Source organism: Streptomyces sp. SudanB52_2052 (genome assembly GCF_964272415.1).
Lineage (GTDB): Bacteria > Actinomycetota > Actinomycetes > Streptomycetales > Streptomycetaceae > Streptomyces > Streptomyces olindensis.
Map to the genome: position 1 here is coordinate 3039908 of NZ_OZ186796.1, position 23351 is coordinate 3063258.

25 protein-coding genes and 1 pseudogene are annotated in these 23351 nt (G+C 71.2%); 11 read left to right on the forward strand and 15 right to left on the reverse strand.

Features of this window, described 5'->3' with window-relative positions:
• Nucleotides 1-6 precede the first annotated feature (6 nt).
• The gene (locus tag ACSUPV_RS13180; protein WP_382614120.1) at nt 7-3828 is read left to right on the forward strand and encodes a multifunctional oxoglutarate decarboxylase/oxoglutarate dehydrogenase thiamine pyrophosphate-binding subunit/dihydrolipoyllysine-residue succinyltransferase subunit; all 3822 of its coding nucleotides are present in this window, start codon (nt 7-9) and stop codon (nt 3826-3828) included.
• Between the two features lie 186 nt (nt 3829-4014).
• Entirely contained in the window at nt 4015-4194 is a 180-nt protein-coding gene (locus tag ACSUPV_RS13185; RefSeq protein WP_365825817.1) for a DUF6104 family protein, read from the forward strand.
• A gap of 56 nt (nt 4195-4250) precedes the next feature.
• Here the strand turns inward: ACSUPV_RS13185 and ACSUPV_RS13190 are convergent, their stop codons facing one another.
• Complete coding sequence (locus ACSUPV_RS13190) at nt 4251-5078, reverse strand: hypothetical protein (protein ID WP_436947536.1); 828 nt, start codon at nt 5076-5078, stop codon at nt 4251-4253.
• Between the two features lie 148 nt (nt 5079-5226).
• Here ACSUPV_RS13190 and ACSUPV_RS13195 point away from each other — a divergent pair, with 148 nt between their 5' ends.
• The gene (locus tag ACSUPV_RS13195; RefSeq protein ID WP_359786781.1) at nt 5227-6225 is read left to right on the forward strand and encodes a DUF4097 family beta strand repeat-containing protein; all 999 of its coding nucleotides are present in this window, start codon (nt 5227-5229) and stop codon (nt 6223-6225) included.
• A 1-nt stretch (nt 6226) separates the two neighbouring features.
• Entirely contained in the window at nt 6227-7282 is a 1056-nt protein-coding gene (locus ACSUPV_RS13200; protein WP_436947537.1) for a PadR family transcriptional regulator, read from the forward strand.
• Nucleotides 7283-7293: 11 nt separating this feature from the next.
• On the opposite strand, the gene ACSUPV_RS13205 is transcribed toward ACSUPV_RS13200, so the two are convergent.
• The 4 genes from ACSUPV_RS13205 to ACSUPV_RS13220 all read right to left on the reverse strand — a co-directional run bounded on the left by ACSUPV_RS13205 (nt 7294) and on the right by ACSUPV_RS13220 (nt 10604).
• Complete coding sequence (locus ACSUPV_RS13205; RefSeq protein WP_359786775.1) at nt 7294-7872, reverse strand: Clp protease N-terminal domain-containing protein; 579 nt, start codon at nt 7870-7872, stop codon at nt 7294-7296.
• Nucleotides 7872-8081, reverse strand: coding sequence for a helix-turn-helix domain-containing protein (locus tag ACSUPV_RS13210; protein ID WP_031103307.1), 210 nt, complete (start codon nt 8079-8081; stop codon nt 7872-7874). The genes ACSUPV_RS13205 and ACSUPV_RS13210 overlap by 1 nt, the downstream gene beginning before the upstream one ends.
• Nucleotides 8082-8179: 98 nt before the next feature.
• A complete protein-coding gene (locus ACSUPV_RS13215) occupies nt 8180-9145 on the reverse strand; it encodes a zinc-binding dehydrogenase (protein WP_037766206.1) in 966 nt (321 codons plus the stop codon).
• A 226-nt stretch (nt 9146-9371) separates the two neighbouring features.
• Nucleotides 9372-10604, reverse strand: a complete 1233-nt coding sequence (locus ACSUPV_RS13220; protein WP_031114463.1) for an NAD(P)-dependent malic enzyme — start codon at nt 10602-10604, stop codon at nt 9372-9374.
• Nucleotides 10605-11228: 624 nt separating this feature from the next.
• Here ACSUPV_RS13220 and ACSUPV_RS13225 point away from each other — a divergent pair.
• From ACSUPV_RS13225 to ACSUPV_RS13235, 3 genes are read left to right on the forward strand one after another with little or no spacing between them, the layout of a single operon-like run.
• Nucleotides 11229-12185 (forward strand): ABC transporter substrate-binding protein, encoded by a 957-nt coding sequence (locus ACSUPV_RS13225; protein WP_031114461.1) that lies wholly within the window; start codon nt 11229-11231, stop codon nt 12183-12185.
• A gap of 32 nt (nt 12186-12217) precedes the next feature.
• Nucleotides 12218-13159 carry an amino acid ABC transporter permease gene (locus tag ACSUPV_RS13230; protein ID WP_031114460.1) on the forward strand — a complete coding sequence of 314 codons (942 nt, stop codon included), beginning with the start codon at nt 12218-12220 and terminating at the stop codon, nt 13157-13159.
• A complete protein-coding gene (locus ACSUPV_RS13235; RefSeq protein ID WP_031114458.1) occupies nt 13156-13917 on the forward strand; it encodes an amino acid ABC transporter ATP-binding protein in 762 nt (253 codons plus the stop codon). Before ACSUPV_RS13230 ends, ACSUPV_RS13235 begins: the two co-directional genes overlap by 4 nt.
• 66 nt (nt 13918-13983) lie before the next feature.
• Here the strand turns inward: ACSUPV_RS13235 and ACSUPV_RS13240 are convergent, their stop codons facing one another.
• The gene (locus tag ACSUPV_RS13240; protein ID WP_436947538.1) at nt 13984-14754 is read right to left on the reverse strand and encodes a class I SAM-dependent methyltransferase; all 771 of its coding nucleotides are present in this window, start codon (nt 14752-14754) and stop codon (nt 13984-13986) included.
• A gap of 89 nt (nt 14755-14843) precedes the next feature.
• Here ACSUPV_RS13240 and ACSUPV_RS13245 point away from each other — a divergent pair, with 89 nt between their 5' ends.
• The gene (locus tag ACSUPV_RS13245; RefSeq protein WP_037766201.1) at nt 14844-15503 is read left to right on the forward strand and encodes a CGNR zinc finger domain-containing protein; all 660 of its coding nucleotides are present in this window, start codon (nt 14844-14846) and stop codon (nt 15501-15503) included.
• Between the two features lie 65 nt (nt 15504-15568).
• Here ACSUPV_RS13245 and sodX read toward each other — a convergent pair.
• Nucleotides 15569-16078: pseudogene (sodX, locus tag ACSUPV_RS13250) on the reverse strand (nickel-type superoxide dismutase maturation protease); the annotation flags it as partial.
• On the opposite strand from sodX, the gene sodN reads away from it, so the two are divergent.
• On the forward strand, nt 15966-16361 hold the full coding sequence (gene sodN, locus ACSUPV_RS13255) for a superoxide dismutase, Ni (RefSeq protein WP_010040396.1): 396 nt from the start codon (nt 15966-15968) through the stop codon (nt 16359-16361). The pseudogene sodX and the gene sodN overlap by 113 nt on opposite strands.
• Nucleotides 16362-16422: 61 nt before the next feature.
• Here sodN and ACSUPV_RS13260 read toward each other — a convergent pair whose 3' ends face one another.
• On the reverse strand, nt 16423-16656 hold the full coding sequence (locus ACSUPV_RS13260) for a hypothetical protein (RefSeq protein WP_031114453.1): 234 nt from the start codon (nt 16654-16656) through the stop codon (nt 16423-16425).
• A gap of 16 nt (nt 16657-16672) precedes the next feature.
• Nucleotides 16673-17827 (reverse strand): inorganic phosphate transporter, encoded by a 1155-nt coding sequence (locus ACSUPV_RS13265; RefSeq protein ID WP_031114452.1) that lies wholly within the window; start codon nt 17825-17827, stop codon nt 16673-16675.
• Between the two features lie 105 nt (nt 17828-17932).
• Between ACSUPV_RS13265 and ACSUPV_RS13270 the strand changes: the two genes are divergently transcribed.
• Complete coding sequence (locus tag ACSUPV_RS13270; protein WP_436947539.1) at nt 17933-18667, forward strand: VOC family protein; 735 nt, start codon at nt 17933-17935, stop codon at nt 18665-18667.
• Here ACSUPV_RS13270 and ACSUPV_RS13275 read toward each other — a convergent pair.
• The 4 genes from ACSUPV_RS13275 to ACSUPV_RS13290 all read right to left on the reverse strand — a co-directional run bounded on the left by ACSUPV_RS13275 (nt 18664) and on the right by ACSUPV_RS13290 (nt 20299).
• The gene (locus ACSUPV_RS13275) at nt 18664-18894 is read right to left on the reverse strand and encodes a hypothetical protein (RefSeq protein WP_037766190.1); all 231 of its coding nucleotides are present in this window, start codon (nt 18892-18894) and stop codon (nt 18664-18666) included. The genes ACSUPV_RS13270 and ACSUPV_RS13275 overlap by 4 nt on opposite strands.
• 117 nt (nt 18895-19011) lie before the next feature.
• Complete coding sequence (locus ACSUPV_RS13280; protein WP_436947540.1) at nt 19012-19425, reverse strand: YciI family protein; 414 nt, start codon at nt 19423-19425, stop codon at nt 19012-19014.
• On the reverse strand, nt 19425-19688 hold the full coding sequence (locus ACSUPV_RS13285) for a hypothetical protein (RefSeq protein WP_051851245.1): 264 nt from the start codon (nt 19686-19688) through the stop codon (nt 19425-19427). Before ACSUPV_RS13285 ends, ACSUPV_RS13280 begins: the two co-directional genes overlap by 1 nt.
• Before the next feature lie 26 nt (nt 19689-19714).
• The gene (locus tag ACSUPV_RS13290) at nt 19715-20299 is read right to left on the reverse strand and encodes a dihydrofolate reductase family protein (RefSeq protein ID WP_037766185.1); all 585 of its coding nucleotides are present in this window, start codon (nt 20297-20299) and stop codon (nt 19715-19717) included.
• A gap of 111 nt (nt 20300-20410) precedes the next feature.
• Between ACSUPV_RS13290 and ACSUPV_RS13295 the strand changes: the two genes are divergently transcribed.
• Nucleotides 20411-21073, forward strand: coding sequence for a TetR/AcrR family transcriptional regulator (locus tag ACSUPV_RS13295; RefSeq protein WP_436947541.1), 663 nt, complete (start codon nt 20411-20413; stop codon nt 21071-21073).
• Nucleotides 21074-21120: 47 nt separating this feature from the next.
• On the opposite strand, the gene ACSUPV_RS13300 is transcribed toward ACSUPV_RS13295, so the two are convergent.
• Nucleotides 21121-21732: a GNAT family N-acetyltransferase gene (locus ACSUPV_RS13300; protein ID WP_436947542.1), complete on the reverse strand. Its 612-nt coding sequence runs from the start codon at nt 21730-21732 to the stop codon at nt 21121-21123.
• 343 nt (nt 21733-22075) lie between these two features.
• Entirely contained in the window at nt 22076-23251 is a 1176-nt protein-coding gene (locus ACSUPV_RS13305) for a family 2 encapsulin nanocompartment cargo protein polyprenyl transferase (protein ID WP_382614086.1), read from the reverse strand.
• Between the last annotated feature and the right edge of the window lie 100 nt (nt 23252-23351).

A 23351-nucleotide genomic window follows, 5' to 3' on the forward strand; every position in this document is an offset into this window, starting at 1 on the left:
GCCGCCGTGTCGCCACAGTCCCCCAGTAACTCGAGCATCTCGACCGACACCGACCAAGCGGGCAAGAACCCCGCCGCGTCGTTCGGTGCCAACGAGTGGCTCGTCGACGAGATCTATCAGCAGTACCTCCAGGACCCGAATTCGGTAGACCGAGCCTGGTGGGACTTCTTCGCCGACTACAAGCCGGGCGCCGCTGCCGCCTCGGCTCCGGCGGGTACCGCGGCCGCGGGGGCCGCGGGGACCACCACCGCTCAGCCCGCCGCCCCGGCCGCTCCCGCCCAGGCCCCCGCGCCGGCGGCCGAGAAGCCCGCCGCCGCGCAGGCTCCCGCCCCGGCTCCGGCCCAGGCGAAGCCCGCCGCGCAGGCCCCGGCCCAGGCCGCCGCTCCCGCGAAGGCCGCCCCGGCCGCCGCCAAGCCGGCCGCTCCCGCGAAGAAGGCCGAGCCCGCGGCCGAGGCCCCCTCGGGCCCCGAGCAGGTCGTGCTGCGCGGCCCCGCCGCCGCGGTCGCGAAGAACATGGACGCCTCGCTGGAGCTGCCCACGGCCACGTCCGTGCGCGCGGTCCCGGTGAAGCTGCTGTTCGACAACCGCATCGTCATCAACAACCACCTCAAGCGGGCGCGCGGCGGGAAGATCTCCTTCACGCACCTCATCGGCTACGCCATGGTCCAGGCGATCAAGGCCATGCCGGCGATGAACTACTCGTTCGCGAAGGTCGACGGCAAGCCGACCCTGGTCAAGCCGGACCACGTCAACCTCGGTCTCGCCATCGACCTGGTCAAGCCGAACGGCGACCGCCAGCTGGTCGTCGCGGCGATCAAGAAGGCCGAGACGCTGAACTTCTTCGAGTTCTGGCAGGCCTACGAGGACATCGTCCGCCGCGCCCGCGACGGCAAGCTGACGATGGACGACTTCTCCGGCGTCACGGTCTCCCTGACCAACCCCGGCGGCCTCGGCACGGTCCACTCGGTGCCGCGCCTGATGCCCGGCCAGTCGGTGATCATGGGCGTCGGCTCCATGGACTACCCGGCTGAGTTCCAGGGCACCTCCCAGGACACCCTGAACAAGCTCGGCATCTCGAAGGTCATGACGCTCACGTCGACCTACGACCACCGGGTCATCCAGGGCGCCGCCTCCGGCGAGTTCCTCCGCCAGGTCGCCAACCTGCTGCTCGGCGAGAACGGCTTCTACGACGACATCTTCGAGGCGCTGCGCATCCCCTACGAGCCGGTCCGCTGGCTCAAGGACATCGACGCCAGCCACGACGACGACGTCACCAAGGCCGCCCGCGTCTTCGAGCTGATCCACTCCTACCGGGTCCGCGGCCACGTCATGGCCGACACCGACCCGCTGGAGTACCAGCAGCGCAAGCACCCCGACCTGGACATCACCGAGCACGGCCTCACGCTCTGGGACCTGGAGCGGGAGTTCGCCGTCGGCGGCTTCGCCGGCAAGTCGATGATGAAGCTGCGCGACATCCTCGGCGTCCTGCGCGACTCGTACTGCCGCACCACCGGCATCGAGTTCATGCACATCCAGGACCCGAAGCAGCGCAAGTGGATCCAGGACCGCGTGGAGCGCCCGCACTCCAAGCCGGAGCGCGAGGAGCAGCTGCGCATCCTGCGCCGCCTGAACGCGGCCGAGGCCTTCGAGACCTTCCTGCAGACGAAGTACGTCGGCCAGAAGCGCTTCTCCCTGGAGGGCGGCGAGTCCGTCATCCCGCTGCTGGACGCGGTGCTGGACTCCGCTGCCGAGTCCCGCCTGGACGAGGTCGTCATCGGCATGGCCCACCGCGGCCGCCTGAACGTCCTCGCCAACATCGTCGGCAAGTCGTACGCGCAGATCTTCCGCGAGTTCGAGGGCAACCTCGACCCGAAGTCGATGCACGGCTCCGGCGACGTGAAGTACCACCTGGGCGCCGAGGGCACCTTCACGGGCCTCGACGGCGAGCAGATCAAGGTCTCCCTGGTCGCCAACCCCTCGCACCTGGAGGCGGTCGACCCGGTCCTGGAGGGCGTCTCCCGCGCCAAGCAGGACATCATCAACAAGGGCGGCACGGACTTCACGGTCCTGCCGGTGGCGATCCACGGTGACGCGGCCTTCGCGGGCCAGGGCGTGGTGGCCGAGACCCTGAACATGTCGCAGCTGCGCGGCTACCGCACCGGCGGCACGGTCCACATCGTCATCAACAACCAGGTCGGCTTCACGGCCGCCCCGGAGTCCTCCCGCTCCTCGATGTACGCGACGGACGTGGCGAGGATGATCGAGGCCCCGATCTTCCACGTGAACGGCGACGACCCCGAGGCCGTCGTCCGCGTGGCGCGACTCGCCTTCGAGTTCCGCCAGGCGTTCAACAAGGACGTGGTGATCGACCTCATCTGCTACCGCCGCCGCGGTCACAACGAGTCGGACAACCCGGCCTTCACCCAGCCGCTGATGTACGACCTGATCGACAAGAAGCGCTCGGTGCGCAAGCTGTACACCGAGTCCCTCATCGGTCGCGGCGACATCACCCTGGAAGAGGCCGAGCAGGCACTCCAGGACTACCAGGGCCAGCTGGAGAAGGTCTTCACGGAGGTCCGCGAGGCCACCTCGCAGCCGTCCGCCGTGGAGCCCTCCGACCCGCAGGCCGAGTTCCCGGTCGCCGTGAACACCGCGGTGACCTCGGAGGTCGTCAAGCGGATCGCCGAGTCCCAGGTCAACATCCCCGACCACATCACCGTCCACCCGCGTCTGCTGCCGCAGCTGCAGCGCCGCGCGTCGATGGTCGAGGACGGCACGATCGACTGGGGCATGGGCGAGACCCTCGCGGTCGGCTCCCTCCTCCTGGAGGGCGTCCCGGTCCGCCTGGCCGGTCAGGACTCGCAGCGCGGTACGTTCGGCCAGCGCCACGCGGTCATCATCGACCGCACCACGGGCGACGAGTACACGCCGCTGCAGTACCTCTCCGAGGACCAGGCGCGGCTCAACGTCTACAACTCCCTCCTCTCCGAGTACGCGGCGATGGGCTTCGAGTACGGCTACTCGCTGGCCCGCCCGAACGCGCTCGTGATGTGGGAGGCGCAGTTCGGCGACTTCGTCAACGGCGCCCAGACGGTCGTGGACGAGTTCATCTCCTCGGCCGAGCAGAAGTGGGCCCAGACCTCCGGCGTCGTCCTGCTCCTGCCGCACGGCTACGAGGGCCAGGGCCCGGACCACTCCTCGGCCCGCCCGGAGCGGTTCCTGCAGCTCTGCGCCCAGAACAACATGACGGTCGCCATGCCGACGTCGCCGTCGAACTACTTCCACCTCCTGCGGTGGCAGGTGCACAACCCGCACCACAAGCCGCTGGTGGTCTTCACGCCGAAGTCGATGCTGCGCCTGAAGGCGGCGGCGTCGAAGGCGGAGGAGTTCACGACCGGGCAGTTCCAGCCGGTCATCGGCGACGCGTCGGTGGACCCGGCCGCGGTCAAGAAGGTCGTCTTCTGCGCCGGCAAGGTCTACTACGACCTGGAGGCCGAGCGTCAGAAGCGCGGCGTCACGGACACGGCGATCATCCGCATCGAGCGCCTGTACCCGCTGCCGGGTGCCGAGCTCCAGGCGGAGATCAAGAAGTACCCGAACGCCGAGAAGTACCTGTGGGCCCAGGAGGAGCCGGCGAACCAGGGTGCCTGGCCGTTCATCGCGCTCAACCTGATCGACCACCTGGACCTGGCCGTCGGCGCGGACGTCCCGCACGGCGAGCGCCTGCGCCGCATCTCGCGTCCGCACAGCTCGTCCCCGGCCGTGGGTTCCGCGAAGCGGCACCAGGCCGAGCAGGAGCAGTTGGTGCGTGAGGTGTTCGAGGCGTGAGCCTCTGAGCATCGGCTCGTGTACGGGTCCGGCCCCATCGCCTCGTCCGAGGTGGTGGGGCCGGACCCGTTTTCAGGCCGGCCCTCGCGCAGGTGGGGGAAACCGTGCGGTACGGGTGGGACACCGGGCCGCATAACCTGGAGGGGTACGACCCGAGGCCCCAGGCCCAGCCCCAGGAGAACACCCGTGTACTTCACCGACCGAGGCATCGAGGAACTCGAGAAGCGGCGCGGCGAGGAGGAGATCACCTTCGAGTGGCTCGCCGAGCAGCTGCGGACGTTCGTCGATCTCAACCCCGACTTCGAGGTGCCGGTGGAGCGGCTGGCGACGTGGCTGGCGCGGCTGGACGACGAGGACGACGCGTAGGGGCCGGCCGGGCCGGGGGATCGACGGCGTCGGTCCTGGCCGGTCCTGCGGGGGCCTCAGTCGCGCGGATGCGTGAGGCCGTACGCCAGACCCCATGTGCCGTGGGCCAGGAACAGGGCCCCGGCCACGAGCCGGCCGCCGCTGTGTCGCCGTAGCCCCCAGGCCGTGAGGGCCACGCCCGCCGCCAGCTGCGCAAGGGCCAGGGCGCGGGCCCTGGGGCCGCCGGTCCAGGGCATCCAGGGGCCGAGGCGGCTGTGGTCGACGGTGCCGCGTTCGGCGACCGCCTCCCGCCAGCCCGGCCACTCGACCGGGAGGCTGTCCGGCTGGAGCCGCGCGGCTTCCCGGAGGCGGTGGGCGGGTTCCCCGGGTGCCAGGCCGGGAGGCAGTGAGACGCCCACGCGCGCGAGGACCGCGAGCAGAGCGCGCAGGCGGGTGCGGGCGTCGGCCGCGGTGTCGGGTTTCGTCAGCCGGTCGAGGGCCTGGGGGTCCAGGACGGGGTCGAGGCCCACGCGCGCGGCGAAGGTCCGCATCGCCTCGTCCTCCCCCGCCGGGACGCCGCTCGTGAGCCAGACGAACCCGACCGGGCGGCGGAACCCGGACGCCAGCGTGAAGCCCGCGTGGTCGGCGTCCCACCAGAGGGCGAGGACGGGCCAGGGCGCGCCGACGGCGAGGGCCGTGGCCCAGCCGGTGACGACACGGTCGACGGGCTCGGCGCCGTCGCGCCAGGGCCGGCCCTCGGGGACGAGCACGCTCCATTCGTCGCCCGCCCGGGTGAGCTGCATGGGTTCGCGCAGCAGGTGGGCGACGGGGGCGACGGACCCGGGCGCCGCCCGGCACAGCAGCAGTGCCCCGGGCGCGGGACCGGTGGGGGCGGCTTCCGTCATGGTCACACGCTAGGGCGAATCATCCTTCTTTGGGCACTTTTGGCGGCCTCGCCATCCCCGGAACGGGTGTCTTGACTTTCCTTGACCACGATATATCGTGATAAGAAGAAGACGCGATATGGCGCGTCGAGTCGGGGAGGTCTGCACCATGTCCGAGTGGTCCGTCACGGAACCGAGGAAGCTCACCTTCGACGAGCCCGTGAGCACACTCCACGTACGCCTCGTCAACGGAACGGTGAACGTGGTGGGCACGGACGAGGGTTCCGCCCGCCTGGAGATCTCGGAGATCGAGGGCCCTCCCCTGGTGGTGACGCAGCAGGACGGCACCCTCGCGGTGGCCTACGAGGACCTGCCCTGGAAGGGCTTCCTCACCTGGCTGGACCGCAAGGGCTGGCGCCGCAGCGCGGTGGTCTCCCTGGCCGTCCCGTCCGGGACCCGGGTGGAGGTGGGAGTGGTCGGCGCGGCGGCCGTGGTCTCCGGGATCGACGGCCCGTCGACGATCAAGGGCGTCACCGGTGACACGACCCTCGTGGGCCTCTCCGGCCCGGTCCGCGCCCAGACGGTCTCCGGCAGCCTGGAGGCCCAGGACGTGACCGGCGAGCTCCGGTTCCAGTCCGTCTCCGGCGACCTCACGGTGGTCGAGGGCTCCGGCCCCTCCGTGCGCGCCGACTCGGTCAGCGGCTCCATGATCGTCGACCTCGACCCGGACGGCCCCACGGACGTGCGGCTGAACAGCGTCTCGGGCGAGATCGCGATCCGGCTGCCCCACCGGGCGGACGCGGAGGTCGAGGCCAACACGGCGAGCGGCTCCGTCTCCAACGCCTTCGACGACCTGCGGGTGCAGGGCCAGTGGGGCGCCCACAAGATCACCGGCCGCCTCGGCGCGGGCCACGGCAAGCTGCGGGCCACCACCGTCTCCGGCTCCATCGCCCTGCTGCGCCGGCCGGCCGCGGAGGACGAGGACGACGCGCTCCGGGACGCGCACCCCGGTACCGGCGGCTCAGGGGAAACCCCGGGCACCGGCAGCTCGGCGGCAACCCCGGGCAGCGGCCAGCGGGACGACTCGGGAGACAATTCCGTCTCCGGCCCGGGCGAGGGCGCCACCACCGCCCCGGCCGACGGCACGACCGACAAGAAGGTGCTCTGACATGCCTCCCGTCTTCGCCCATGGCCGCCTCCGCCTCTACCTGCTGAAGCTGCTGGACGAGGCTCCCCGACACGGCTACGAGGTGATCCGCCTCCTGGAGGAGCGCTTCCAGGGGCTGTACGCCCCGTCGGCGGGCACGGTCTACCCGCGCCTGGCCAAGCTGGAGGCCGAGGGTCTGGTCACCCACACCACCGAGGGCGGCCGCAAGGTGTACTCGATCACGGACGCGGGCCGCGCCGAACTGGCCGACCGCAGCGGAGAGCTGGCCGACCTGGAGCTGGAGATCCGGGAGTCGGTCGCGGAGCTGGCCGCCGAGATCCAGGCCGACGTGCGCGGAGCCGCGGGCGACCTGCGCCGCGAGATGCGCGCGGCGGCGACGGAGGCCCGCCGGGGCAACGGCACGGGCGGTCCCGGCGCGGAGGGCGCCCCGTACGGCGACTTCTCCTCGTACGGCGACAAGGAGGCCTGGCGCATCGCCAAGGAGGAGATGCGCCGCGCCCGGCAGGAGTGGAAGGAGCAGGCCCGGCGCGCCAAGGACGAGAGCCGCCGCGCCCGCGAGGACGCCCAGCGCGCCCGCCGCCAGGCGAAGGAGGCCCAGGAGCAGGCCCGCGCCCAGGCCCAGGAGCAGGTGCAGCGCATCGCCCGCCGGGTCCAGGAGCAGGTGCAGGACCACTTCGCCCGCGGCGACTGGCCGACGGGACTGCGCGAGGGCCTGAGCGAACTGGCCAAGGAGATGGGCGAGTTCGGCAAGGACTACGGCAAGGAGTTCGGCTTCGACTGGACCGGCCCGGGCAAGCCGGCGCCGGAGCCGGCCGGCTCACAGCCCGCGGAGGGCTTCCCAGCCGCCTACGAACCGGCCTGGGCCCACGAGGACGCCACAGACTCCACCGGCGACCCCGCCCGCGACCTGGACCGCCTCCTCGACCGCTTCCGGGACGACATCCGCGACGCGGCCCGGGACCACGGCGTCACCGCCGACCAACTGCGCGACGCCCGCCGTCACCTGTCGACCGCGGCCGCCCACATAGGGGCGCTCCTGCGCACCCCGAAGAAGTAGCAGACCGCGGCTCATCCGGCCTTGGCCTCGCCACCACCGCCGTACAGCACCCGCACCAGGGACTCGTACGTCACCCCGTGGTCGGCGAGGACCTCGGCCGGCACGCCGGGGCGCAGGGTCAGGGAGAGCAGGAGGTGCTCGTCACCGATGTGCCGGTCGCGCTGGGCGAGAGCGACCTTCAGGGAGCGCTCCAGCACGTCCTTGGCCCCACGGCCGAAGGAGGGGCGCCCGGACCGCCACCGGGCGTCCTTGCGGTCGCCGGACATCGCTCCGACGCCGTGCACCTCCTCCACCCGGGCGACGATCTCCGCCACGTCGATCCCCAGCCCGGCGAGCGCGTCGCTCTCGGCGCGGGACAGCCCGGCCCGCCTCCGCGCCTCACGCAGAGCCTCCCGTACGGACTCCCGCCGCTCACCGGGAGGGAGCCCGAGCGCGGCGAGCGCCGACGCGCCACGACTGCCGTCACGGTCGAGCAGAGCGAGCAGCAGATGCTCCGGCTCCACGCACTGCCCGCCCCCGCCATCCCCTTGCACGTACTCGAACGCCGTCTTCACCACATCCCGGGCGTCTGCCGTGAACCGCTCGAACATCAATGCCTCCCGTACTTCTTGTGCACGGCCTGCCTGCTCACACCGAGTTCGCCGGCGATCTCCTGCCACGACCAGCCCTGGTTGCGCGCATTGCGCACCTGGACGGCTTCCAACTGCTCCAGCAGCCTGCGCAGCGCGGCGACGGCCCGCAGGCCGACCCGCGGATCACGGTCACCGGCACGCTCGGCCAGATCGGTTGCTTCGGTCATGATGTCAACCTACGTTGACAATCCCTGCCTGTCAACCTCAGTTGACACGACAACGGCCGGCCCGAACCCGGACCGGCCGTCAGCACATGCAGGGGTGACTAGGGGTTGGTGAGCACGACCTTCCCGAACTGCTCACCCGAAGCGAGCCGCTCGAAGCCCTCACGCGCGCGGTCCATGGGCAGGACCTCGTCGATCACGGGCCGCACACCCGTGGCGGCACAGAAGGCGAGGAGGTCCTCCAGCTCGTCCTTGGTGCCCATCGTGGATCCGACGACCTTGAGTTCGAGGAAGAAGATGCGGGTCAGCTCGGCGTGCGAGGGCCGGTCGCCACTGGTGGCGCCCGAGATCACCAGCGTGCCGCCGGGCTTCAGCGACTTCACGGAATGCGACCAGGTGGCGGCACCCACGGTCTCGATCACGGCGTCGACCCGCTGCGGCAGCCGCGCCCCGGACTCCAGCGCCTCCACGGCCCCCAGCTCCAGGGCCCGCTTCCGCTTGGCCTCGTCCCGGCTGGTGGCGAAGACCCGGAGCCCGGCGGCCTTCCCCAGCACGATGGCGGCCGTGGCGACACCGCCGCCGGCGCCCTGCACCAGCACGGAGTCGCCGGGCCGCACCCCCGCGTTGGTGAACAGCATCCGGTACGCGGTCAGCCACGCCGTGGGCAGACAGGCGGCCTCCTCGAAGGAGAGCTCCTTGGGCTTGGGCAGGATGTTCCAGGTCGGCACGGCGACCTGCTCCGCGAAGGTGCCCTGGTAGCGCTCGGTCAGGATGGAACGGGGCTCCTTCGGGCCGACCCCGTGCCCGCTCTGTCCGATCACGGAGTGCAGGACGACCTCGTTGCCGTCCTCGTCGACGCCGGCGGCGTCACAGCCGAGGATCATCGGCAGCTTGTCCTCCGCGAGGCCGACGCCGCGCAGGGACCAGAGGTCGTGGTGGTTGAGGGAGGCGGCCTTGACCGTGACGGTGCTCCAGCCGGGGCGGACCTCGGGAGCCGGGCGCTCTCCCAACTCCAGGCCGGACAGCGGCTCGTCGCGGTCGATTCGGGCGGCGTAGACAGCGAACATGGCCCTGACGATAGGTTCCCCACCGGGGCGACGGAACCGTAGGGGCCTGTGAGACACACCCTCTTGCCAGGAGCGGTGCGCCGCTGCTCGGGCCGGGTGTTGCGCGACCCGGCGCTGCGACAGGCCACCGCAGCTACCGGAAACCACCCGAACAGCCGATCCCCCAGGTAAAGAAATGACCCCGCCCGAACCCGGACGGGGCCACCTCACAGGACTACCGGCAGCGTCAGCGCCGAGCCACACCCTCGGCCCGGGCCGCCGCCGCCACCGCCGCGGTCACCGCCGGCGCGACCCGCTCGTCGAACGGCGACGGGATGACGTAGTCGGCCGCGAGGTCGTCCCCGACCACGGCCGCCAGCGCCTCCGCGGCGGCCAGCTTCATCCCCTCCGTGATCCGGGAGGCCCGCACCTGCAGCGCCCCGGCGAAGATGCCGGGGAACGCCAGCACGTTGTTGATCTGGTTCGGGAAGTCCGACCGCCCGGTGGCGACCACCGCCGCGTACTTGTGCGCGACCTCGGGGTGCACCTCCGGGTTCGGGTTCGCCATGGCGAAGACGAACGCGCCCTCGGCCATCGACGCGACCGCGTCCTCCGGCACCGTCCCACCGGACACCCCGATGAACACATCGGCCCCGGCCAGCGCCGCCTCCAGCGACCCGGTGATCCCGGCCTTGTTCGTGAACCCGGCCAGCTCCCGCTTCACCGGCGTGAGGTCGTCCCGGTCCGCCGACACGACACCCTTGCGGTCGGCCACCGCGACATCCCCGATCCCGGCCTCGACCAGCATCTTCGCGATGGCGACACCCGCCGCGCCCGCGCCGGAGATCACGGCCCGCAGGTCGCCCACGGCCCGCCCGCTCAGCCGCGCGGCGTTCCGCAGGGCGGCGAGCGTGACGACCGCCGTACCGTGCTGATCGTCGTGGAAGACCGGGATGTCCAGCCGCTCCTGCAGCTTCCGCTCGATCTCGAAGCACCGCGGCGCCGAGATGTCCTCCAGGTTGACCCCGCCGAACGACGGCGCGAGCCGCACCACCGTCTCGACGATCTCGTCGACGTCCGTGCAGTTCAGCGCGATCGGGACCGCGTCCACGCCGCCGAACTGCTTGAACAGAATCGCCTTGCCCTCCATCACGGGGAGGGAGGCCTCGGGCCCGATGTCACCGAGCCCCAGCACGGCCGTACCGTCCGTCACGACGGCGACGACCGACGACTTCCACGTGTAGTCGTGCACCAGCTCCGGCTGCTCGGCGATCGCGCTGCACACCTTCGCGACGCCGGGCGTGTACGCCAGGGACAGGTCGTCCTTGTCACGGACCGGCACGGTGGCCTGCACGGCCATCTTGCCGCCGCGGTGCAGCGCGAACGCCGGGTCGAAGGAGTCGAGGGGCTCCGCACCGCCCTCGCCGCCCGTATCGCCGGTCTTGCTCTCGCTGCGAGGATTGACGATCTCCGCTGCCACTTCGTTTTACCCCTTAAATCTTCATTGGTTTGAGGGTGGCCACTCCTGGTGAGGGGTGGGCGGGACCGCGTACGGCCGTGGTCGTGCTCTGTACGTGATACGTACGGGCGCGTACGCGACGGGCGCGCCGCACACGCGCCCTGAGCCCCGGATGAGGGGTGTAAAGACCCTTCTTACCGGACGGACGCCGCCGACGACGAGTCCATAACGCGAAGGTCACATGCCGGTGCCCTGACTCTTCGTCCAAAATCAGGACAAGGCCTGGACAAACCATCGACAACCGCTCAGGCGTCGGCGAAGCCCTCGGCCCCCGTCTCGAAATCCCGGGATATGCCGAAGATCTTCCGGCCGGAAGGAATGATTCCTGTAGAAGGTCCGGCCGTGATGTACCGGAGTGGTGCGGTTCGGGGGTCGCCCGTTATCCGATTTTGACATGGCTGGCCCCCAGAATGGCGCAGTCCGAATGGCAAGATGCGGTAATCACACGAGGTCGCGACACTCGAAGACGTGTGTTCTCGTCGACCCACGGCACTGCCGACCCCTCGGCAGTCCACGGCACTGCCGAACCCATCGGCAGCGTCCCGCCCCATCGGCAACTCCACCCATCCGCCGGAGGAACCCACCATGACCGCAAGCTCCACCCGTCGTACGACCGCCGCCCGCTCCCGGCTAGCAGCGGTCGGTGCGATCGCGGTCGCAGGCGCGCTGATGCTCACCGGCTGCGGTGACCAGACCAAGGACAACGGGTCGGACAGCGAGACCGCGACGGCAGCGGCCCCGCTCGCCGACAAGCTGCCGAAGTCGATCCGCGACAAGGGCGTCATCAAGGTCGGTTCCGACATCGCCTACGCCCCCGTCGAGTTCAAGGACAGCTCGGGCAAGACGGTCGGTATCGACCCGGACCTCGCCGCTGCCATGGGCAAGCAGCTCGGGGTCGACTTCCAGTTCGAGAACGGCACGTTCGACACGCTGATCACGGGTCTGCGCTCCAAGCGGTACGACATCGCCATGTCCGCGATGACCGACACCAAGGACCGCCAGGAGGGCATCGACTCCGACACCGGCAAGAAGGTCGGCGAGGGCGTCGACTTCGTCGACTACTTCACCGCCGGTGTGTCGATCTACACCAAGAAGGGCGACGACCAGGGCATCAAGACCTGGTCGGACCTGTGCGGCAAGAAGATCGTGCTGCAGCGCGGCACGGTCTCCGAGGACCTCGCCAAGGCGGAGTCGAAGAAGTGCCCGGCCGGCAAGAAGATCGCCATCGAGCCCTTCGACAACGACCAGCAGGCCCAGACCCGCCTGCGCGCGGGCGGTGCCGACGCCGGCTCGTCCGACTTCCCGGTCGCCGCGTACGCCGTGAAGACCTCCGGTGGCGGCAAGGACTTCCAGCTGGTCGGCGAGCAGGTCGAGGCCGCGCCGTACGGCATCGCGGTCGCCAAGAACCAGACGCAGCTGCGGGACGCCCTCAAGGCCGCGATGGACGCGATCATCGACAACGGTGAGTACGACAAGATCATGAAGAAGTGGGGCGTCACGGACGGCGCCGTCAAGGAAGCCACCATCAACGGCGGCAAGTGACCGCGACCCAGCGGCACTGAAAGGCAACACCCGTGACTGTTGACATCGACAAGACGGCGGCGGACACGCCCCCGTCCGGCCCGGAGGCCATCAAGGCCATCCCGGTCCGCCACTACGGACGGTACGTCTCCGCCGTCGTCGCCCTCGCCCTGCTGGGCGGCGTCGTCTACGCGTTCTCCCAGGGCAGGATCAACTGGGACGCGATCCCGGACTACTTCTTCGACGACCGCATCCTGGACGGCGTCGGCAAGACGCTCCTGCTGACCGTGCTGTCCATGGCGATCGGCATCATCGGCGGCATCCTGCTCGCCGTGATGCGCCTGTCGAAGAACCCGGTGACCTCGTCGATCGCGTGGTTCTACATCTGGTTCTTCCGCGGCACCCCGGTCCTGGTCCAGCTGATCGTCTGGTTCAACCTGGGCCTGGTCTTCGAGTACATCAACCTCGGGCCGTTCTACAAGGACGAGTGGTCGGACTTCATGACCCCGTTCCTGACGGCACTGCTGGGCCTCGGCCTCAACGAGGCCGCGTACATGGCGGAGATCTGCCGGGCCGGTCTGCTCTCGGTCGACGAGGGCCAGACCGAGGCGTCGCACGCGCTGGGCATGAGCCACACCAAGACGCTGCGCCGGATCGTCATCCCGCAGGCGATGCGCGTGATCGTGCCGCCCACGGGCAACGAGGTCATCAACATGCTGAAGACGACCTCGCTGGTCTCGGTCGTCCAGTACCCCGAGCTGCTCCGCGCCGCCCAGGACATCGGCCAGACCTCCGGCGCCCCCGCCGAGATGCTGTTCCTGGCGGCGGCCTGGTACCTGCTGCTGACCTCGGTCTTCAGCATCGGCCAGTACTACCTGGAGCGGTACTACGCGCGTGGTTCGAGCCGGTCGCTCCCGGCCACGCCGTTCCAGAAGATCAAGGCGAACGTGCTGTCCCTGTCCAGCCGCTCGAAGCCGACGGGAGGCAAGGCATGACCGCCATGGTGAAGGCCGAGGGCGTCCACAAGTCCTTCGGCCCCGTCGAGGTCCTCAAGGGCATCGACCTGGAGGTGAAGTCCGGCGAGGTGTTCTGCCTCATCGGACCGTCCGGTTCCGGCAAGTCGACGTTCCTGCGGTGCATCAACCACCTGGAGAAGATCAACGCCGGCCGCCTGTACGTCGACGGCGAACTGGTGGGCTACCGGCAGAAGGGCGACAAGCTCTACGAGCTCAAGGACAGCGAGGTCGCCCTCAAGCGCCGGGACATCGGCATGGTCTTCCAGCGCTTCAACCTGTTCCCGCACATGACGGCCGTCGAGAACGTCATGGAGGCGCCGGTCCAGGTCAAGGGCGTGAACAAGGGCCAGGCCCGGCAGCGCGCCCTGGAGCTGCTGGACCGGGTGGGCCTGGCCGACAAGGCGGGCAGCTACCCCTCGCAGCTCTCCGGTGGCCAGCAGCAGCGCGTCGCCATCGCGCGGGCCCTCGCCATGGACCCGAAGCTGATGCTGTTCGACGAGCCGACGTCGGCGCTCGACCCGGAGCTGGTCGGTGACGTCCTGGACGTGATGCGCGACCTCGCCGAGTCCGGCATGACGATGATCGTCGTCACCCACGAGATGGGCTTCGCCCGCGAGGTGGGCGACAGCCTGGTCTTCATGGACGGCGGTGTGGTGGTCGAATCCGGTCACCCGCGCGAGGTGCTGACGAACCCGCAGCACGAGCGGACGAAGTCGTTCCTGTCCAAGGTGCTCTGACGGTACGCACGGCGAAGGGGCGGTACGGGATCTCCGTACCGCCCCCTTCGCGCTCCGTCGCGCGGGCTACTTCATGGCGAGCAGCAGCGTGTCGGAGGGCGAGCACCATACCGGCCTGGCCTCGCCGAATCCCTTCTCGCGCAGCACGCGCGCGTGCTGCGCCGCCGACGGCATGTCACCGTCGGCGTGGTCGCCGTAGATCTCGTAGCGCCGGGCCGTGGGTTCGGCGAGGACCGGGTCCTTGGCGGCGAGCTGCCACCACTCGGTCCAGCCGAGGACGCCGGATTCCCTGGCCTGTTCCATGCGGGCGTGGCGCTGGACGCGCTCGGCGGCGTTGATCCGGGGCGTCGTCTCGTCGATCATGTGGTCCGCGTTCATGAAGACCCCGCCGTCGCGGACGAGTCCGGCGAGGCGGCCGTAGAGTTCCGCGAGAGGTTCCCGGTGCAGCCAGTGCAGGGCCGTCGCGGTGAGGACGGCGTCGTACGAGTCGTGCGGCAGCCTGGCCGGCCAGTCGGGGTCCTTGAGGTCGGCGGTGACCAGGGTGACCCGGTCGTCGTCGGCGAAGGTGCCCTCGGCGATGGCGAGGAGTGCCGGGTCGAGGTCGACGCCGGTGCTGGTGGCGTCCGGGAACCGGGCGAGCAGCCGGGCGGTGATGCTGCCCGTGCCGCAGGCAAGGTCCAGGACGCGCGGGGCGGTGCCCACGACGGCCTCGACCATGTCAAGCATGATCCGGAACCGCTCCTCGCGGTCGGGCAGGTACCACTCCTGCTGCCGGTCCCAGCTCTCCTGCCAGGCCTGCCAGTCGGCAGTGGCGGTGGTCGTGTCCGCGTCCGTCATCGAGCCCCTCCCTCGTAATACCCTGGATGCACCATCAGCTGTTACAAGTGCGCGCTCACGACCATAAAGCCCCTCCGTAAGGACTACAAGTGGAACTGGCCTATTACTCGGACTATGCCGTGCGCCTCGTCAACACGGAGGAGCCGGCCCGGGGCAAGGACACCCTGACGTCGGTCGAGGCCGTCCGTGATCTGTTCGGCGCCCAGCAGTCGGCGGCCCGCCGCGCCACGGACGCGGACGTGACCCGCTTCCGCTCGGTCCGGGCCCGGCTGCGCGCGGTGTTCGAGGCGGCCGACGGCGGCGACGAGCAGCTCGCCGTGGACCTGCTGAACTCACTGCTGCTGGAGTTCCCGGTGAGCCCCCAGATCTCCGGGCACGACATCCGCGACGACGACGGCCGCCCGTTGTGGCACATGCACCTGGCGGACCACCCGTCCAACGCGACCGCGGGCTACGCGGCGATCGCGGCGATGGGCCTGGCGTTCCACCTGACCGAGTACGGCGTGGACCGGCTCGGCCTGTGCGAGGCCGCGCCCTGCCGCAACGCCTACCTGGACACCTCCACCAACCGCTCCCGGCGCTACTGCTCCGACCGCTGCGCGACGCGCGCCAACGTGGCGGCCTACCGGGCCCGCAAACGCCTGGAGGCGGCCCGGCCCGACCTGCCCGAGAGGACCGGCCTGGCGGCCGACAGCACCCAGCCGAGCAGCGCCCAGGGCGAGCGCCGGCCGGGCCTGAGCGGCCGGTAGCGGAAGCGGACCCGCCCCAGCACGAGGTCGTCGGGCACAACGCCGTAGTCGGTGCTGTCGCCGCCCGCGTACGCGTTGTCGCCGAGCACCCACCAGCCGTTCTCGCGCCGTTGGGCGGCCCTCTTGACGACCAGCAGGTCCTGCTGGAAGGGATGCCGCAGCACGACGACGTCACCGGGCTTGATCCGGGCGCCGTAATGCACCAGGAGCCGGTCCCCGTGGTACAGGGTGGGCACCATGGACGGCCCGGTCACCTCGGCCACCCCGAACGGCGCGGCCGGCCTTCCCCGTCCGGACTCCTGCGACAGCTCCGGCATCACCCGGCACCTCCCCGGTTCTTCCTCCACCAGTCTCAGTCTCACCCCGGACTTTTGTCCTAAGCCCATGGGGGCACTCGCGAAAACCCTTCCCCCAGGGAGTAATGTCCCCTGTGAGAAGACGATCACGAGGAAGGAATGCTCCATGCTTTCCCGCCTGTTTGCCCCCAAGGTCAAGGTCAGCGCACACTGCGACCTTCCCTGCGGTGTGTACGACCCGGCCCAGGCCCGCATCGAGGCGGAGTCGGTGAAGGCCATCCAGGAGAAGATGGCCGGCAACGACGACCCGCACTTCCAGGCGCGTGCCACCACCATCAAGGAGCAGCGCGCGGAGCTCGCGAAGCACCACGTGTCCGTGCTGTGGAGCGACTACTTCAAGCCGCCGCACTTCGAGAAGTACCCGGAACTGCACCAGCTGGTCAACGACACCCTGAAGGCCCTGTCGGCCGCCAAGGGCTCCACCGACCCGGCGACCGGCCAGAAGGCGCTGGACTACATCGCCCAGATCGACAAGATCTTCTGGGAGACCAAGAAGGCTTGATCGCCCCGTACGACGGAGGGGCCCGGCCGCCGATCCGGCCGGGCCCCTTCGTCGTACGCGCTCAGTGGAACTGAGGCACGATCAGGTAGATCCCGTACGCCACCACGGCCGCGCAGGCGAGGAAGCACAGGGCGGCCTGCCCCAGGCCGAGGGCGCTGCTGCCGCCCGGGTGTTCGCGGGCGCCCTCCAGCCGGGCGAGGCCGAGGACGCCGAGGGCGAAGACGACGACCACGGCCACGGTGACGCCGAGGCTCACCGCGGTGACCTGGCCGAGTGCGGTCCAGTCCAGATGCATGTCGACTCCCGGTCGTTCAGGCGGCCGCGCCGACCTTGGCCGGCGGCTCGGTACGGAGGGTGACCTCGTGCGTGTCGTTGACGTTGTGCGCGTGCACCGGGTTGCGGCGGGAGAGCGCCACGATGCCCGCGGCGAGGGCGGCGCCGACCAGGGCGACGACCGCCGTCCCGAGGTCGCCGCCGTTCTGCACGACCGCGGCGGCCAGGCCGCCGACCAGCGCGGCGGCGGGCAGGGTGATCACCCAGGCGACCGCCATGCGGCCCGCGACGCCCCAGCGGACCTCCGCGAGCCTGCGGCCCAGCCCCGCGCCGAGGATGCTGCCCGAGGCGACCTGGGTGGTGGACAGGGCGAAGCCGAGGTGGGCGGAGGTCAGGATGACGGTCGTGGAGGCCGTTTCGGCCGCGAAGCCCTGCGGCGACTGGATCTCGGTGAGGCCCTTGCCCATGGTGCGGATGATCCGCCAGCCGCCGAGGTACGTGCCGAGGCCGATGGCGAGGCCCGCGGAGGCGATGACCCACAGGGGCGGACCGGCGTCGTGGCCGAGCGCCCCGGCCGAGATCAGGGTGAGGGTGATGACGCCCATGGTCTTCTGCGCGTCGTTGGTGCCGTGGGCGAGCGAGACGAGCGAGGCGGAGGCGATCTGGCCGACGCGGAAGCCCTTGGTGACGGACTCCTTGCGGGCGCGGTCGGTGAGCCGGTAGGCGAGGTAGGTGGCGAGCAGCGCGGCGACCCCGGCCACGACCGGCGAGGCCACCGCCGGGACCAGCACCTTCTCGACGACCTTGTCGAAGTTGACCCCGTGGCTGCCCGCCCCCACCCACACGGCTCCGATCAGCCCGCCGAACAGGGCGTGCGAGGAGCTGGAGGGCAGTCCGACGAGCCAGGTCAGCAGGTTCCACAGGATCGCCCCGACCAGCCCCGCGAAGATCATTCCCGGGGTGACGAGGGTGTCGTCCACGATGCCGCCCGAGATGGTCTTGGCCACCTCGGTGGACAGGAAGGCGCCGACGACGTTGAGGACACCGCTGATCAGGACCGCCGTTCGGGGGGCGAGCGCGCCGGTGGCGATGGACGTCGCCATCGCGTTCGCCGTGTCGTGGAAGCCGTTGGTGAAGTCGAACGCGAGCGCCGTCACGATGACGACGGCCACGAGGAACGTGATGTGGTCCATTCCTGAATGCAAACAAGCCCAGGCCAATAGGCGGGGAACGGCGAGGCAAAGGCTGGTCAAGGTTCATGCGGGTGGCCGTGGCGGCTGCCCCATAGGATCGCGGCCATGACGATCCGCTGGACGTACGCCTTCGCCGACCGGCCGCGCGAGGTCTTCGGTGCCGCCTGTGACTTCTGGACCGCGGTGACGGGAACCCGGCTCTCCGAACTCCGCGGCGACCACTCCGAGTTCGTCACCATGCTCCCGGACGGCGCCGACGCGTGCGTGAAGGCCCAGGCGGTCGGGTCGGGTCCCGGCGGAGCGCACCTGGACTTCTGCGTGACGGACGTGCGGGAGTTCGCCGACACGGCCGTGCGGCTCGGTGCGCGGGTGGTGCAGGACCTCGGCTCGCTCGTCGTGCTGCGGTCGCCGGGCGGGCAGTTGTTCTGCGCCGACCCCTGGCGAGGGCAGGCGTCGCGGCCGGGCGTCGTGCGGGGCAGCCGGCTCGACCAGGTGTGCGTCGACGTCCCGCCCTCGGCGTACGACGCCGAAGTCGCCTTCTGGAGCGCCCTGCTGGCCGGCTGGGAGTCGCGGCCCGGCGCCCTCCCCGAGTTCCACGTGCTCGCACCGCCGCCCGGCCTGCCGGTCCGGCTGCTTCTGCAACGCCTCGAGGAGGAGCGCCCGGTCTCCGCCCACCTCGACCTCGCCTGCGCGGACGTCGAGGCGACCCGGGCGTGGCACGAGGAACTCGGAGCCGGGTACGTGGCCGCCTTCTCCGGCTGGACGGTGATGCGCGACCCGACGGGCGGCACGTACTGCCTGACGAGCCGGGATACGGAGACGGGCGGGCTGCGGCTCTAGTCCGTCTCCGCGTACGCGCACAGGACCGCCCCGACGCCCTCGGGGGTCGGGCAGGGCGGCAGGTCCGGTGTCTCGTCGGGGTCGGTCCGCTCCCAGACGTACGGCCCCTGCGGCTCCGTCGAGTCCTGCACCCAGAGGGTCAGCCCGCCCGCGACGACCACGACCACCGCCCACACGATCACGGCCCGGCGCCAGAGCCTGCGCCGCCGCTCCCCCGTCATGCCCATGCCGCACACGCTAGTCCCTCAACCGCGCCGTCCGGGACCGGAGATGGCGTGGCTCGGGCGTTCCAGGAGGTGGGCTCGTGCGGCGTCCGCACCGGCGCATCCGTCGGCGACGGCTCGTCAGATGTCCCCGGACCCGTCCATGATCGGGCGGATCACGACCGAGTGGTCGGGGGCGCCGGCCGGCTGGGGGCAGCGGGCGACGCGCTCGGCGATCTCCGTGACCCGCTGCAGGCTCTCGCACTCCAGGACCCAGTAGCCGGCCGGCAGTTCCTCGGTCTCGCCGTACGGGCCGTCGGTGATGACGGCCTTGCCGTCGGTCCCGAGGGTGACGTGCCGGGTCTGTGCCGGCTCGGCCAGGCCCTGCGCGTCGACGAGCTCACCGGTCTCGGCGAGGTCGTCGTTGATGGCTCCCATGTAGGAGAACATGGCCTGCAGCTCCTCCTCGCTCCAGGAGGGGGAGGACGCCGACGCCTTGCCGCGCATCGCTTCGTAGTCCGCTTGGGCGCCCTGCACCATGACCAGGTACTTCATCAGTCCGCTCCGTCGGCTCGCACCGCTCTGCCGGGCGGGGTCGTCGCAGGTGGGGCGGCGCCCCGGGCGGGACGGGCGGCCTCCTGCCCGGTGCCCTCGAGGGTGTGGCGCACCGCGCCCTGCTCGTCGCAGGCCGCGCACGCGGGGTTGTGGCAGGGGCCCGCCACCCATCGCGGCACCCACGCGCCCAGCGTCTTGTGGCGCCGGACGACTGTCTCCACCGGCTGTCCGCAGGCCGGACAGACCTGTCCTTTGCTGCCCATGTCCTCAGGGTAGGACGGTCCGGGCCTCAGCGCTTCCTGCTGTACGTGCGCACCAGCACGCCGTTGCCGAACGTGCGCGCCGACTCCAGTGCGAACTCCGAGACCGCGAATCCGGAGCCGAACATGGGCATGCCCGTGCCGTACACGAGCGGGTAGGACTTGATGACCAGCTCGTCGATCTGGTCGAGCAGTTCTCCCGCGAGGCGGGAGCCACCGCACAGGTAGATGCCGAACTCGCCGTCCTCGCCCTTGAGTTGACGGACCTTGTCGACCAGGTCGTCCGCGATGATCTCGACGTTCGGGTCGGGCGACTCCCGCAGGGTGCGGGAGGCGACGTACTCGCGCAGGTGGGCGTAGGGGCTGGTGACGCCCTCCTTGAGGGCGAGGTCGTAGCTGGCCCGGCCCTGGATGATCGTGTCGAACCGCTTGTTCTCCAGGTCGTCGATGCCGGTGGCGCGGCGGCCCTGGGTCGGGATGGTCTCCGGGTACTCCGCCTTGAGGAAGGCGAAGAACTCCTCGTCGACGAAGGGGAGCATCGCCGACGCGTCGCCGCCCGGGTCCCCGATGAAGCCGTCGAGGGAGCAGGCGATGAAGTACGTGAGCTTTCGCAAGCCGGTCTCTTTTCGTAGGCTGCCGCCGCAACAACTTCAGTTGTAGTGCTCCTGCTGTAGTGGTTGCAAGGGAATAACCGCGAGTCGTCGAAGTGGGAGAAGGGACTCCGCATGGCCAGCAACCCCGGGCGCCGGGCCGCGCTCGTCGACGCCGGTGTCGAGGTGCTCGCGCGGGAGGGGGCGCGGGGGCTGACGTTCCGCGCGGTGGACGCGGAGGCGGGCGTGCCGGTGGGCACCGCCTCCAACTACTTCACCGACCGCGCCGACCTGCTGCGCCAGATCGACACCCGGCTGCACGTACGGCTCGCGCCCGATCCGGACGTGGTCGCCGGGTTGATGACCCGGCCGAAGGACCGCTCACTCGTCACGGCGTTCATGCACGACCTCATGGCCCGCGCGACCCGCGACCGCACGGGCTATCTGGCCCTGATGGAGCTGCGCCTGGAGGCCACCCGGCGCCCCGAACTGCTCGCCTCCTACACCAGGTCGGTGCGCGGTGACCTGGAGGAGGCCATGGAGTTCCACCGGGCGGCCGGGCTGCCCGGCGGTGACGAGTCCGTCGCCGTGCTGTACCTGGCCATGCTCGGGCTGCTCCTGGAGCACCTGACGCTGCCGGGCGTCCTGGAGGGCGTTCTGCCCGGGGTGGACGTGCCGGACGGGCTGGTGGAGCGGATCGTGGCGACGGTGCTGCCGGAGGGGGAGGGGTCTCCGGAGGACCGGCACCAGGAGGACCGCCACCAGGAGGACCGAGACCGGCCGGCCGGGCAGGGCTGAGGCGCTGAGGCCGGTAGGGAAGCTGAGAGCCGGTCGGAGAAGTCAGGTCAGGATGCCCGGTGCGGCCTGGGCTCGCGCCACATCGGCCACATGGTCGGGCCGTCGGGGAGTTCCAGGACCGGGCCGGCGAGCTGGAAGCCGAGGCGCTCGTACAGCTTGCGGCTGCGGGCGTTGCTGGCCTCCAGATACGCCGGCTGTCCCTCACGGTCGCAGCGGTCGAGGGCCGACTCGATGAGCGCGGTGCCGAGGCCCTCGCTCTGGCGGCCCGGGGTCACGCCGATCATCCACAGGTACGCGTGGGCCCGCCCGGAGGGGTGGATGGCGGCCGTCAGCCGGCCGATCGCCTCGATGCGCTCGTTGTCCGGGTCCACGGCCTGGCGCACCTGGGCCGGACCGTCGTCCTCGGCGTCGGCGTCGTGTTCGTCGGCCGGCATGGACAGCCACAGCGCGCAGGCCGAGCCGTCCTCGGTGAGGTCGATGCGCCCGGACGCGAGGACCACGTCGGTGAAGGCGGCCATGAGCCCGGCGTGCTTGGCACGGCGGTCCGCCGCGCCGGGGAAGACCCAGCCGCTCACGGGGTCGTCCTGGAACGCCTCGTCGAGAAGCCGGACCACCAGGTCCCGGTCCCCCTCGCCCGCCGTCCGGATCGCCACGCCCATGTCCCGCCCCTTCGCTCGTTCCGAGCTCGTCCCGACGGGCGTTGATCGTAGGGCCGTCCGGGGCCGTCCCGGACGGTGGGGCGGGAGCTTGGCGGGATTCAGTCGAACATCCGCCCGGAGATGATCGCCCCGGGCGCGCGAGAAGGCGGGCCCCGCACCCCGTGGGGAAGTGCGGGACCCGCCGGCCGGAGCCCGGCGGCCGTGCGGAGTCAGGAGCCGCACAACCCCCGGCGCTCCGGGGTCTCTTCACCTTCGGACGCCCGAAGGGTCACCGGTTGGGTGCCTCTTCGGACGCCCGAAGGGTCACCCGGTGCTGCCGCGTCGACCGGCCGCGTGCCTACCGTCAGCTGCTGCGCCGCGTCACGAACTCGGCGAGGGCCAGCAGACCGCCCGCCGCCTCCGGGCCCGGCACCGCGCGCGCCAGTTGCTGCATCGCCCGGGCCATCCGGTCGGCCGCCTGGCCCTGGGCCCAGTCACGGCCGCCCGCGCGCTCCACGGTCAGGGCGATGTGGTCCAGGTCCTCCTTGTCGTGGGGACGTGCGTACAGTTCGGCGAGTTCGGCGGCCGCCGGTGTGCCGGAGGCGCAGGCCGCGACGATCGGCAGGGACTTCTTGCGCGCGGCCAGGTCCGCACCGACGGGCTTGCCGGTACGGCTCGGATCGCCCCATATGCCGATGACGTCGTCGATGAGCTGGAAGGCGAGCCCGGCCTCCCGGCCGAACGCGTCCAGCGCCGCCACGTCCGCGTCCCCGGCGCCCGCGTACAGCCCGCCGATCGCGCACGCGCTGCCCAGCAACGCGCCGGTCTTGGCCTCCGCCATGGCGAGCACCTCGTCCAGCGTGACCTCGCCGGGGCCGCGCCGCTCCAGGGCCGTGTCGGCGTGCTGTCCGGCGCACAGTTCGACCACGCAGTCCGCGAGCCGGGCGGCGGCGGCCGGGGACGCCGGATGCGGGTCCTCGACGAGCAGCCGCAGGGCCAGCGCCTGCAGGGCGTCCCCGGCGAGGATCGCGTCGGCGTCGCCGAACACGGTCCACGCGGTGGGCCGGTGGCGGCGGGTGGCGTCCCGGTCCATCACGTCGTCGTGCAGCAACGTGAAGTTGTGGACCAGCTCCACCGCCGCGGCCGCCCGGACCGCCCCCGCCCGGGCCTCGGGTCCGCCGAGGGCGGCCGCGGCGGTGAGGACGAGCGCGGGGCGGATCGCCTTGCCCGAGCCGCCCTCGGCCGGAGTTCCGTCCTCCCGTTCCCAGCCGAGGTGGTAGAGCGCGATCCGGCGCATCGGCCCGGGCAGCGAGCCGACCGCGGCCCGCAGCACCGGGTCGACCTCCGCCCGGGCCCGCTCCAGGAGCATGACCGCCTCGTGCCCCTCGGCCGGTCCCGGCCGGCCGTCCTGCTGCGTCTCGATGGGCTCCCGCCTTTCCGGCGCCCCGGCCGCACGCCGGGGCTCGGCGACGCGCCGCCCGCCGGGTGCGGGCACCGTCGTCTCCGTCCTGGACTCGGTATCCGTGAGGGACTCACCCATGGGACCGCCTCGGAGAACGAGCGGACGGTGGCGCTTCCGCTGCCGCTGGGCGCGTACCCCGGGGGTGTACCCGCCCCGCCGGGCGGGGACACGGCCGACG

Bases quoted from the DNA above. Each gene is read 5' to 3' on its own strand.
- ACSUPV_RS13240 (WP_436947538.1), bottom strand. From the start codon at position 14,754: ATGACGGACGCGGACACGACCACCGCCACTGCCGACTGGCAGGCCTGG.
- sodN (WP_010040396.1), top strand. From the start codon at position 15,966: ATGCTTTCCCGCCTGTTTGCCCCCAAGGTCAAGGTCAGCGCACACTGC.
- ACSUPV_RS13200 (WP_436947537.1), top strand. From the start codon at position 6,227: ATGCCTCCCGTCTTCGCCCATGGCCGCCTCCGCCTCTACCTGCTGAAG.
- ACSUPV_RS13215 (WP_037766206.1), bottom strand. From the start codon at position 9,145: ATGTTCGCTGTCTACGCCGCCCGAATCGACCGCGACGAGCCGCTGTCC.
- ACSUPV_RS13280 (WP_436947540.1), bottom strand. From the start codon at position 19,425: ATGAAGTACCTGGTCATGGTGCAGGGCGCCCAAGCGGACTACGAAGCG.
- ACSUPV_RS13235 (WP_031114458.1), top strand. From the start codon at position 13,156: ATGACCGCCATGGTGAAGGCCGAGGGCGTCCACAAGTCCTTCGGCCCC.
- ACSUPV_RS13295 (WP_436947541.1), top strand. From the start codon at position 20,411: ATGGCCAGCAACCCCGGGCGCCGGGCCGCGCTCGTCGACGCCGGTGTC.
- ACSUPV_RS13285 (WP_051851245.1), bottom strand. From the start codon at position 19,688: ATGGGCAGCAAAGGACAGGTCTGTCCGGCCTGCGGACAGCCGGTGGAG.
- ACSUPV_RS13195 (WP_359786781.1), top strand. From the start codon at position 5,227: ATGTCCGAGTGGTCCGTCACGGAACCGAGGAAGCTCACCTTCGACGAG.
- ACSUPV_RS13305 (WP_382614086.1), bottom strand. From the start codon at position 23,251: ATGGGTGAGTCCCTCACGGATACCGAGTCCAGGACGGAGACGACGGTG.
- ACSUPV_RS13225 (WP_031114461.1), top strand. From the start codon at position 11,229: ATGACCGCAAGCTCCACCCGTCGTACGACCGCCGCCCGCTCCCGGCTA.
- ACSUPV_RS13205 (WP_359786775.1), bottom strand. From the start codon at position 7,872: ATGTTCGAGCGGTTCACGGCAGACGCCCGGGATGTGGTGAAGACGGCG.
- ACSUPV_RS13260 (WP_031114453.1), bottom strand. From the start codon at position 16,656: ATGCATCTGGACTGGACCGCACTCGGCCAGGTCACCGCGGTGAGCCTC.
- ACSUPV_RS13265 (WP_031114452.1), bottom strand. From the start codon at position 17,827: ATGGACCACATCACGTTCCTCGTGGCCGTCGTCATCGTGACGGCGCTC.
- ACSUPV_RS13270 (WP_436947539.1), top strand. From the start codon at position 17,933: ATGACGATCCGCTGGACGTACGCCTTCGCCGACCGGCCGCGCGAGGTC.
- ACSUPV_RS13210 (WP_031103307.1), bottom strand. From the start codon at position 8,081: ATGACCGAAGCAACCGATCTGGCCGAGCGTGCCGGTGACCGTGATCCG.
- ACSUPV_RS13190 (WP_436947536.1), bottom strand. From the start codon at position 5,078: ATGACGGAAGCCGCCCCCACCGGTCCCGCGCCCGGGGCACTGCTGCTG.
- ACSUPV_RS13275 (WP_037766190.1), bottom strand. From the start codon at position 18,894: ATGGGCATGACGGGGGAGCGGCGGCGCAGGCTCTGGCGCCGGGCCGTG.
- ACSUPV_RS13300 (WP_436947542.1), bottom strand. From the start codon at position 21,732: ATGGGCGTGGCGATCCGGACGGCGGGCGAGGGGGACCGGGACCTGGTG.